Annotated in this window: 12 protein-coding genes and 1 riboswitch; of the genes, 11 read left to right on the top strand and 1 reads right to left on the bottom strand. The window is 55.2% G+C overall.

Going from position 1 to position 10,163, the window contains the following annotated elements; genetic code table 11:
- Positions 1-306: 306 nt before the first annotated feature.
- Genes ACLEIV_RS13410 through ACLEIV_RS13400 form a run of 3 tightly spaced genes read left to right on the top strand, consistent with a single transcriptional unit; the run spans position 307 to position 2,235 of the window.
- Positions 307-1,143: an AraC family transcriptional regulator gene (locus tag ACLEIV_RS13410; RefSeq protein ID WP_410457142.1), complete on the top strand. Its 837-nt coding sequence runs from the start codon at positions 307-309 to the stop codon at positions 1,141-1,143.
- Between the two features lie 47 nt (positions 1,144-1,190).
- Positions 1,191-1,922: an AzlC family ABC transporter permease gene (locus tag ACLEIV_RS13405; protein ID WP_410457141.1), complete on the top strand. Its 732-nt coding sequence runs from the start codon at positions 1,191-1,193 to the stop codon at positions 1,920-1,922.
- On the top strand, positions 1,912-2,235 hold the full coding sequence (locus ACLEIV_RS13400; protein ID WP_410457140.1) for an AzlD domain-containing protein: 324 nt from the start codon (positions 1,912-1,914) through the stop codon (positions 2,233-2,235). The genes ACLEIV_RS13405 and ACLEIV_RS13400 overlap by 11 nt, the downstream gene beginning before the upstream one ends.
- Positions 2,236-2,889: 654 nt before the next feature.
- Here ACLEIV_RS13400 and aroG read toward each other — a convergent pair.
- On the bottom strand, positions 2,890-3,945 hold the full coding sequence (gene aroG, locus ACLEIV_RS13395) for a 3-deoxy-7-phosphoheptulonate synthase AroG (RefSeq protein WP_410457139.1): 1,056 nt from the start codon (positions 3,943-3,945) through the stop codon (positions 2,890-2,892).
- 215 nt (positions 3,946-4,160) lie between these two features.
- Between aroG and ACLEIV_RS13390 the strand changes: the two genes are divergently transcribed.
- The 8 genes from ACLEIV_RS13390 to ACLEIV_RS13355 all read left to right on the top strand — a co-directional run bounded on the left by ACLEIV_RS13390 (position 4,161) and on the right by ACLEIV_RS13355 (position 9,717).
- Entirely contained in the window at positions 4,161-4,358 is a 198-nt protein-coding gene (locus ACLEIV_RS13390) for a DUF2061 domain-containing protein (RefSeq protein WP_410457138.1), read from the top strand.
- 33 nt (positions 4,359-4,391) lie between these two features.
- The gene (locus tag ACLEIV_RS13385) at positions 4,392-4,793 is read left to right on the top strand and encodes a DUF2750 domain-containing protein (protein ID WP_410457145.1); all 402 of its coding nucleotides are present in this window, start codon (positions 4,392-4,394) and stop codon (positions 4,791-4,793) included.
- Positions 4,793-5,230 (top strand): YaiI/YqxD family protein, encoded by a 438-nt coding sequence (locus tag ACLEIV_RS13380; protein WP_410457137.1) that lies wholly within the window; start codon positions 4,793-4,795, stop codon positions 5,228-5,230. Before ACLEIV_RS13385 ends, ACLEIV_RS13380 begins: the two co-directional genes overlap by 1 nt.
- Positions 5,231-5,411: 181 nt before the next feature.
- Positions 5,412-5,957 (top strand): YceB family lipoprotein, encoded by a 546-nt coding sequence (locus ACLEIV_RS13375; protein WP_410457136.1) that lies wholly within the window; start codon positions 5,412-5,414, stop codon positions 5,955-5,957.
- A 158-nt stretch (positions 5,958-6,115) separates the two neighbouring features.
- Positions 6,116-6,718 carry a LysE family translocator gene (locus tag ACLEIV_RS13370; protein WP_410457135.1) on the top strand — a complete coding sequence of 201 codons (603 nt, stop codon included), beginning with the start codon at positions 6,116-6,118 and terminating at the stop codon, positions 6,716-6,718.
- Positions 6,700-7,098, top strand: a complete 399-nt coding sequence (locus tag ACLEIV_RS13365; protein ID WP_410457134.1) for a hypothetical protein — start codon at positions 6,700-6,702, stop codon at positions 7,096-7,098. Before ACLEIV_RS13370 ends, ACLEIV_RS13365 begins: the two co-directional genes overlap by 19 nt.
- A 52-nt stretch (positions 7,099-7,150) precedes the next feature.
- The gene (locus ACLEIV_RS13360) at positions 7,151-9,202 is read left to right on the top strand and encodes a protein-disulfide reductase DsbD family protein (RefSeq protein WP_410457133.1); all 2,052 of its coding nucleotides are present in this window, start codon (positions 7,151-7,153) and stop codon (positions 9,200-9,202) included.
- Positions 9,199-9,717 (top strand): protein disulfide oxidoreductase, encoded by a 519-nt coding sequence (locus ACLEIV_RS13355; protein WP_410457132.1) that lies wholly within the window; start codon positions 9,199-9,201, stop codon positions 9,715-9,717. The genes ACLEIV_RS13360 and ACLEIV_RS13355 overlap by 4 nt, the downstream gene beginning before the upstream one ends.
- Positions 9,718-10,054: 337 nt before the next feature.
- A riboswitch (TPP riboswitch) is annotated at positions 10,055-10,160 on the top strand.
- Positions 10,161-10,163: the final 3 nt, after the last annotated feature.

Below are 10,163 nucleotides of genomic sequence, written 5' to 3'. Positions count from 1 at the left end.
ATTGTAGGCCGAAGAACTCTAATGATACATGCACCGATTTTAGGGGATGGTTACACATCCATTCAGGTGATATTACACTTCTGGCACGGCACCAGCAAGTCAGACATAGAGGGTAAATTAATGTATTCTGCAGATCGACCACTGGATAGATCCCACAGTCTGAAAATCGTTGTAAGTAAAGTGGCGTCTACCTTTTTTAGTTAGGAGCACCTTGCTCAATAATTGGTAAATACAAAAGTTCAACACCCCAAGTCAGCTGCTATTAAGAAAAGAGCAATTTTGTACCAAATTTATAGGAGCTATTGAGTGATACGCAAAGAACAAGCAAATTACAAAGTATCGGAAGCCTTGAACGGGATCGAAATGGTAGATGCACATTATCAGAAGCAGACATTTTCCAAACACGTCCACGAGGGCTACACGATAGGCGTTATTGAGCAAGGAGCTCAACGTTTTTTTCGTAGTGGAGAAAACCATATAGCTGATGAAAACAGCATTATTTTGGTCAATACTGACGATGTCCATACTGGCGAAGCCGCAAGTGAGGGAGGCTGGCACTACAGAGCTATTTACCCTACACCCGAACATTTTGCATTAATCTCTAACGATCTAATTGGTGGAAGTTCACTGATACCATACTTCAGAGATTCGGTCATTCACGACAAAAGAATTGCAAGTCAGTTGCGACTCATTATGAATCAGATCGAGGAAGGAGCATCAGTACTGCTCGTAGAGACTCTAATTTACAGTACGTTGCTAGCGCTAGCAACTAAACACGGGCATACCCAAGAGTTACCAAAGGATATTGGTGTTAATAGCAATAAGCTGCGATTGGCAAAGGAATTATTGGATGCACACCCAGAAATCGACGTTAGCCTAGAAGTACTAGCCACTATCGCAGGCTGTAGTAAATACCATTTCATCAGGCAGTTTGGCAAGAGCTTCAATATCTCTCCTCACGCCTATCAGATTCAAGTGCGACTCATTAAAGCCAAACAACTCTTAAAAGCAGGGGTATCTATAGCTGACGTGTCCCATGACTGTGGATTCCACGACCAAAGCCACTTTACAAGGCACTTCAAAAAGGCATTAGGAACGACCCCAAGGCAATTTCAGTTACAAGCAATTTCGTACAAGAACTAGAGAGATACCTTATCTAACCTAGCCCATACCAACGAAGGGAATAGGCTATGAATCAAATTAACCCAACAATTTCTCGAACTAAGACCCAAGACAATTTAGCCATAATGTATCAGGCGAGTATTGCAATCTTTCCATTGTGTGCAGCAGTCATTCCTTGGGGTGTATTATGTGGCTCATTGGCTATCCAAGCGAGCTTAACCCCGCTACAAGCCCAAGCTATGTCGCTCTTCGTCTTTGCAGGAGCCGCTCAATTGGCAGGCATATCACTCATCGGTGCTGCGAGCTCTCCACTACCCATATTGTCCTCGACGTTCGTTATTAGTTCTCGTCACCTACTGTACTCAGCTGTATACCATGATCATATCAGAGATTTGCCTTTACTAAAAAGGGTCACCTTTGCCTTTTTCCTCACTGATGAAATGTTCGCTATCACGAACAGCTATATCGAGAAAAACCGTTCATTCAACTACCTATATGCAGTGACCTCAGGTGTTGTTTTTTATGTAATGTGGAACATTTCAACACTAATCGGGATCATTGCAGGTTCCAGCACTGATAACCTTGAAGAGCTTGGGCTTGAATTTGCAATAGCCGCAACATTTATCGCCATAGTAATTCCATCTATCAAGCATCGCTCTACATTGGTTTCGGTAGTTACAAGTGGCGTTTCCATTCTAGTACTAAACTCCGAGGGGTTTGGGTATTCCCTTATCGCAGCAACACTTCTCGGTATGGTTGCAGGATTTTACGTAGATCAAGGAGAGAAGAGTGAGCATTAAAATCGAGCTATTAATACTATTGATGGCAGTGACCACCTTTGGCTGCAGATATCTGTTCTTTATGAAGTCCCTACCGCTCACATTAGGCACACGTTCAAAACAACTACTCAAATATACAGCTCCGTCTGTTCTCACTGCCATGTGGGTTCCAATTGTATTTCTTGGGCATAACTCGCTTGAGCATACATTATTTTCAAGCCCTTTTTTCTATGGGGGCGTGATTACCTTGATAGTGAGCTTAAAGGTCAAGAATGCCTTTCTTGTCGTCGCAACAGGAATGGCTTCATTCTCATTACTTAATTGGCTTATCTAACAAACAGAATTACAAAAAATGGATAATAAACAAAACAACGTCTCAAAAGATTAGAGAGTCATATGCAAGGCTGCCACTCCAAGGTTTTTGGAGCTGATTAACAGGCAAGGAGCTCCAACACCGTACTACAAAATTAGACAAGCCGGTTGTGGGCCAAGGATGCCATAGGCTGTCAGACCGAGATTGCCAGCACCATCGACAAGCAAGGTGGAGACTAGCTGTTGGCGGTCAAAGGTAATCAGGAACTGCGGTATCGCGCAGTTCAGCAAGCGCTCAAGTCACTTCATTCGGCAATAACCGACCCGGCCAATGTGGCGGTGAAAAAAAGGCCATGGTCGCATTGAAGCCAGAGAATATCATGTGCTGTCTGCTGATGACGTGGCCCGCCACTTCCCGGAGTGGACAGGCTTGAAAACACTGGGTATAGCCATAGACTATCGCCTGGAGAAATCAGGAAAACAGTCCCTCAAATACCGACTACATCAGCTCGGCGGAGCCGGACAAGGCTCGCTTCGCTGCCGCCGTGCGGGGGCACAGGCGTATCGAGAACAGTCTGCACTGGGTGCTGGACGTATCGATGAACGAAGATGATAGCCCTAGCCTGCCTTAAAAAAAGGAGCCAACAGGCTCCTTTTTTACGGCTTACCAGGCGACTCAGGCCTGGCGGCGGGCCGTAACCGCGTCGGCCAGCTGCGCCAGCAGGGTTTCGGTATCGTCCCAACCGATGCAGGCATCGGTAATGCTCTGTCCATAGGTCAGCTCACAACCCTCTTCCAGATCCTGACGGCCTTCCACCAGGTGACTTTCCACCATGACGCCCATAATGGCCTGCTCACCGGCGGCCAGCTGGGCGCAGACATCATCACAGACCACCATCTGCCGCTGATACTGCTTGCTGCTGTTGGCATGGCTGAAGTCGATCATCAGCTTTTGCGGCAGTCCGGCCTTTTCCAGCCCCGCGCATACGGTGGCCACATGGTCGGCGCTGTAATTGGGCTCCTTGCCACCGCGCAGAATGATATGACAGTCCGGGTTACCGGCTGTCTCGACGATGGCGGAATGGCCCAGCTTGGTCACCGACAGAAAATGGTGCGAGGCGCTGGCGGCACCGATGGCATCGGCCGCCACCTTGATGGTGCCGTCGGTGCCGTTCTTGAAACCGACCGGGCAGGACAGGCCGGAAGCCAGTTCACGATGCACCTGAGACTCGGTAGTACGCGCGCCGATGGCGCCCCAGCTCATCAGATCCGCCAGATACTGGGGCGTGATCATGTCGAGAAATTCGCTGGCGGTCGGCAGTCCCAGATCGTTGAGATCCAGCAGCAGCTTGCGACCGATGCGCAGGCCGTCGTTGATCTGGAAGCTGTTATCCAGATAGGGGTCGTTGATCAGCCCCTTCCAGCCGACGGTGGTGCGCGGTTTTTCAAAATAGACTCGCATCACGATTTCCAGCCGGTCCGCATAGTGATCGCGCAACGCCTTGAGTCGCTTGCCATACTCGATGGCCGCGTCGGTATCGTGAATGGAGCAAGGTCCAATCACCACCAGCAGACGATCATCTTCACCCACCAGCATGCGGTGAATGGCCTCGCGTGATTCGAACACGGTGGACGACGCGGTATCGGTGGCCGGATATTTTTCCAGCACCGCTATCGGCGGCAACAGTTCCTTGATTTGATTAATGCGAATATCGTCGGTTTGAAAATGCATGAGCAACCCTGCTTACCATTCCGAGCCCTGGCTCGTTTTTATCGAAAAAGACTGGTTTTCAATCTATCCCGAGCAGGGCAGGCTGTAAACGCTCAATTTCCCCATGGCGACATTTGTTTGATAGGAAATACCAATCGTAAAGATAAAAAACAAAAACTGGACACTTAAATAAGAATTGTTATCATTTGTGTATCTTCCAAACAGAGAGCTGCACCATGCCCAAGACACTTACCTTCGCCGCCGTCCATTTTACCGTCGCCTTCAGTGTTGCTTACCTGCTTTCCGGTGATCTGCTGGTGGGCGGACTGATTGCCCTGGTGGAACCGATGGTCAATACCGTCGCCTATTTTTTTCATGAGAAGGCATGGAACAAATTCGGCAGCAAGCTGGACAAAACAGGGCTTACAGTGTGAACATGCAAGCAGATCCCCTGTATGAGAAAAACCATGAGCTATACCCTGACCGAGGCCGACAAGGCTGCCGCCCAGAGCATGCGTGATGACGAGCGTTTCAATCATTTCATCAGCCGGGTGTGCGAGCACGACGAACTCTGGATTCTGACCGACGAGCACGGGTGCATGATGCTGACCTCGGACGATGACGAGGACTGCATTCCGGTGTGGCCCCACGCCGATTATGCCAGGGAATGGGCGGTAGACGACTGGAGCCAGTGCAAGCCCGAGGCCATCAGCCTCAAGGTGTGGCAGAGCCGCTGGGTACCCGGCATGGAAGACGACGAATTAATGGTCGCCGTCTTCCCCACTCCCGACGCCACCGGTGTGGTGGTCGAGCCAGGCGAGGTACAGGAAGCCATCGAGCGCAAGAAAAAACCGAGTCGGTATAACTGATGCACATCTGGGTAGATGCGGATGCCTGCCCCAAGGTGATCCGCGATATTCTGTTTCGCGCCGCCGAGCGTACTCAGACGCCATTGACCATGGTTGCCAACCACTCGCTGCCGTTACCGGCCTCGAGCCTGATCAAACAGCTACAGGTGCCCAAGGGCTTCGATGTGGCCGATGATGAAATCGTGGCCCGTATCCGGCCCGGAGACATTCTGATCACCGCCGATATTCCGCTGGCGGCCGAGGCCCTGGCAAAAGACGCCCGGGTACTGAGCCCACGCGGAGAACGGTACGACAAAGGCACCATCAGGGCCAAACTGACCATGCGCGATTTCATGGATACCCTGCGTTCCAGCGGTGTGCACACCGGCGGGCCACCCACCCTGAGCCCCGCCGATCGTCAGGCTTTCGCCAACCAGCTGGACCAGCTGTTACGTTGAATACAGCCACCGAAAAATGATGCCGGTCGACTGGCATGAGATCCGAATTCCAGCATTCATGTAGACGGCCGAATGTTGGGACTCATGCTTCGACCCAACCGACTCTGCTACCAAAAGAACTGTCTGCTGTTAACTTACATTTTCCCGCTGAAGACTTATGGCTGTCATTGAGAGGTATACCATGTTCAAACCCCTTCTTATTATGTTGAGTACCCTGTTGCTGAGCGCCTGCGCCGGGCTCAGCCAGTACAGTGTGTCGGAAAGCGAGATTGAAAAGTCGCTCTTTACCCTGCTGGAACAGCAGGCGCCGCGCCTCACCCAGGGCCTGGTAGAGACCCGGGTTGACAAGCTGGACTTGCAGATAGGTCCCGAGAACCGTCAAGTAGTGCGCCTCAACCTGCAGGGCGAAACCGCCATCAATGCCCTGATAGCCCGCTTTCCGGCCCAGCTGGATCTGGCCATCGAGGGCCGTCCTGTCTACGACCGCCAGCAGAATGCGATTTTTTTGCGTGACTTGAGATTGCTGCAAAGCGAGGTTGATGCCTTCGGCTACAAGGGAGACATGACCGCCGCCTCGGCCGGCATGATGCAGTTGCTGCGCGCCGTGCTGGAAAATCAGCCGGTTTACCGACTCGACGACAGCCGCTACAGCTGGCTGAGCAAGGCCCCGGTAGCAATGGATATAGCCCCCGGCCGGCTGGTATTCAGCCCCCGTTTCAGCGATTAAGGCTAATCAATTAGCTGCTAATCCGGCGAGGAGTGATGACGTTGTTTCTCCGCTAAATAGCCATAGCCCCTTGTCCTGCATTTGGCCTACAATGGCGGACAAGATGTATAACCCAGGCCAGAACAACAGGTAGGTGTGCTATTAGTTCCGCAGTCTTGATGGTGTTTATCCCCACCTTTTTCTTCGTCTCGGTCACGCCGGGCATGTGCATGACACTGGCGTTGTCGTTAGGGATGACGGTCGGGGTACGCCGCACCCTGTGGATGATGGTAGGCGAGCTGGTCGGCGTGGGCCTGGTGGCCTGTCTGGCGGTGGTCGGCGTGGCCGCGGTCATGCTGCAATACCCGCAGCTGTTTCAGTTACTCAAGTACGGCGGTGGCCTCTATCTGGCCTGGCTCGGCATCCAGCTATGGCGCTCCAAAGGCAAACTGGCCCTGAACCCGGTGGATGCAGGTCCGCGTCATATACCGGCCCGCACCCTCATCAGCCAGGGCTTCATCACCGCCATCGCCAATCCCAAGGGTTGGGCCTTTTTCGTCGCCCTCTTGCCCCCCTTTATCGATAACCAGGCGCCGCTTGCCGGCCAGCTGCTGATGCTGGTGTCGATCATACTGTCACTGGAGTTCATCTGCCTGCTGCTCTATGCCAGCGGCGGCCGCACCCTGAGTCGGGTGCTGCAGCAGAAGGGCAAGGTCAAGCTGATGAACCGTATCGCCGGCAGCCTGATGTTGGGAGTGGCCCTGTGGCTGGCAGTCGGTTAACAGCGAAGCGCCGTCGGCTGATGCCACGCCAGCCCGGCTGGCTGGCACTGCTGCTGGCACTGCTCGTCATCAGCCTGTGTCTGAGCCAGCGGCTTGGCCTCGTTTCTTCCTGCCCGGCCTCGGCCCATCAATCAGAAAACATCCTGCTGACCGGTGATAGCCAGGCAACCGTCGACAGCCAAGGCCATCAATGCAGTTTGTCGGAACAGCTCCTGAGCAAGGTATGGAATCAACTGGAACCGATGCTGGCCATCTTGCTGCTGTTGTTGTCTCTCTGGCTGCTGGTGCCTCGTACAGGCCGGTATTGCCGCCGGTCACCTCCACCACCACCTTATGCCGGTCGACGGCGACACCTGGTGCTGTGCGTGTTCCGGGAGTGAGATTGACGCCGCCATCTTGTAAGCTTGCGTTCATCCACCGGAGACTCTATTCGTGATCAGAATTTTTACCTTTTTTATCCTGCTGTTATCGGCGGCCTTGCCGTTGCAGGCCGCCGATACCGGCTGGCTACAGGCACCCGAGCACCCCCCGGTGCAGGTGCGGTTGGTACAGGCTGGCCCCTATGATGCGGCCAATAACTATTATCCGGCGCTGTTGCAGGTTCGCCTGCAAGACGACTGGAAAACCTACTGGCGCTCCCCGGGCGAAGGGGGCATAGCACCCCGGCTGGACTGGCAGTCGTCCGATAACCTGCTGTCGGTCAACTGGCAATGGCCGCTGCCCGAACGCTTTACCCTGCTCGGGGTCGAAACCCAGGGCTATCACAATGCCGTCGACTTCCCACTGCAGCTGTCACCTGCTGAACCCGGAAAACCGGTCACCTTTGAAGGCCTGCTGACGCTACCCAGCTGCACCACCATCTGTGTGCTCACCGAATATTCACTGCAATTGCCGCTGGAGCCGCAGCTGCTCGCCGACGAGACGCTGAATCATCGGTATCAGCAGGCGGTGTCACGAGTACCCCGGCCGGCGAGCCTGGTGCAGGCCGAGCGGCTTGTCTGGGATCCGGCCGCCAAACAGCTCGATGTGACGCTGACCAACCCCCGAGGCTGGCAGCAACCGGCGGTATACGTCGACGAACTCGACAGCAGCATCTTCAGCCAGCCGCAACTGACGGTGAACGACACCCGGCTGCAAGCCCGCTTCAAGGTCGGCAGCTGGGATCCGGCGTTGAATCTGGATGAGCAGGTGGTGGTCATTACCGCCACCGATGCAGGACTGGCAGAAGAGCTGGCCGGCTCCATCACCCGTGGCACCCTGCCCCCGGTGGCGGCAACGGCTCCCCCGCTGGTGCTGGTACTGCTCTATGCCCTGCTCGGCGGCCTGATCCTCAACATCATGCCCTGTGTACTGCCGGTGCTGGGGCTCAAGCTCAACAGCCTGCTGCTGGGGCACCGCACCCGATCAGAAGTACGCCGTCCCCTGCTGTGGTCCGCCCTCGGCATCATGCTGTCGTTCTGGGCGCTGGCGGGCTTTATGCTGGCGCTGACCTGGTCCGGCGCTCAACTCGGCTGGGGCATACAGTTCCAGCAACCGGGCTTTATCGGCTTCATGCTGCTGGTCACCGCCTTGTTTTCGCTTAACCTGTTCGGGCTGTTCGAACTGCGCCTGCCCACGGCCATGAGTACCTGGCTGGCCACCCGTCCCGGCCACGGCAACGGCGGCCATCTGCTGCAGGGCATGTTCGCCACCCTGCTCGCCACCCCCTGCTCGGCCCCCTTCCTCGGCACCGCAGTCGCGGTGGCGCTGGCGTCTTCGCCGCTGGTGCTGATTGCCATCTTCACCGGTCTGGGGCTGGGCATGGCGCTGCCCTGGCTGGTGCTGGCGCTGTTCCCCGGTGTCATCGGTCTCCTGCCCAGACCCGGCGCCTGGATGATCAAGGTGAAGTGGCTGTTCGGCCTGATGCTGCTCGCCACCAGCCTCTGGCTGCTGTCGCTGCTGCAATATACCCTGGGTAGCACCGCCACCCTGGCGCTGGCCATCCTGCTGATCGCGCTGCCGATAGGGTCACTGCTGCGTCATTACGGCGCCCGGGGTCTGGTGTTCAGCCTGGCCGGCCTGATGCTGCTGGGCGCCGCCGGGGGCGTCACCGCCCTGCTTACTCAATCTCGTTGGGTCAGCCCGGTGAAGGATGAGCTGAACTGGCAGCCGCTGGATCCGGCGCGTATCGAACGCGAAGTAGCCGCCGGCAAGCGGGTCTTTGTCGACATCACCGCCGACTGGTGCATTACCTGCCAGGCCAACAAGATAGGCGTGACACTGCGTGACCCTGTCTACTCGGCCCTGCAGGAAGACGACATGGTGCTGATGCGCGGCGACTGGACTCGCCCCGACGCCGCCATTACCGATTATCTGCATGCCAACCGGCGCGCCGGTATTCCCTTCAATCAGGTGTTCGGCCCCGGCCTGCCTCAGGGCAAGGCACTTGAGGTGCTGCTGACCAGCGAGAAGGTGATCGATGCCCTCAATGAGGCAAAACCGTGAGGTCGAAGACGAAAAGCGGCAGCTGGGGCAAGCAAATAGGCTCAGGCTTTATCTACCTGCTGTTGATTGCCACAGTGGTAACGGCCGCCGATCTGTGGCGCAGCCGGGATCTGCCCACCGAGGTAGCGGCCCTCAGCAGCATGACCACGCTAAGCGGAGACACCATCGACCTCGATGCCATGAGCCGGGAACAACCTGTGCTGGTCTATGTGTGGGCCAGTTGGTGCGGCGTGTGCAGGCTGGTGTCACCCATGGTGAATCTGGTCGGCGCGCCGGTCGTCAGCATCGCCATCGCCTCGGGCCCGGATGCCAAGGTCGCCGGCTATGTACGGGAAAAGGGATATGATTTTGCGGTGGTGAACGACAAGGATCATCGACTGGGCCAGACGCTGGGCGTCGGCGTGACCCCCACCCTGATGGTGGCCAGCCGGGGCAAGCTGCGTTTCGCCACCGCCGGCATCACCACGCTGCCGGGCATGTACCTGCGATTATGGCTGGCCCGCTTGATGGGCTAAACTCATTTGCTAACTGATAAAACCAGAACAAAAGGCCGTACTCATAAAGAGCACGGCCTTTTTATTTCGGATCGATACCGACGGCTACAACCAAACAGAATAAATAAAGGCAGAACCCTGCCGACGAACCCGGTGGCATGCCTCCATTCCGCAGATTCTAGCGGAAAACCAGGAGACCCGGGTGTCTGCCAATCCTGCTTCTTGTAGCCAAAGAGGTTCAGCATTCTTCGCTCACTCCTATGTTGATCATACTCACCCAGCGCCCGCCAGGTTTGCTTCATATATGTCGATATCTATTCCTGAATAGGTATAATACAGGGTGACTTATAACCAAAAGTCATATCCTAAGGGGTGGCAGCCATGACTGCCTGAGATGCGAATGATGCGAACCCTTTGAACCTGATCCGGCTAATACCGGCGTAGGAATAGGAAGCCGCAACGCCCTG

Source organism: Oceanisphaera submarina, assembly GCF_046521305.1.
Taxonomy (GTDB): Bacteria; Pseudomonadota; Gammaproteobacteria; order Enterobacterales; family Aeromonadaceae; genus Oceanimonas; species Oceanimonas submarina.
The sequence above is the reverse complement of the archived record's forward strand: the minus strand, read 5'-3'. Positions and strand labels throughout refer to the sequence as shown.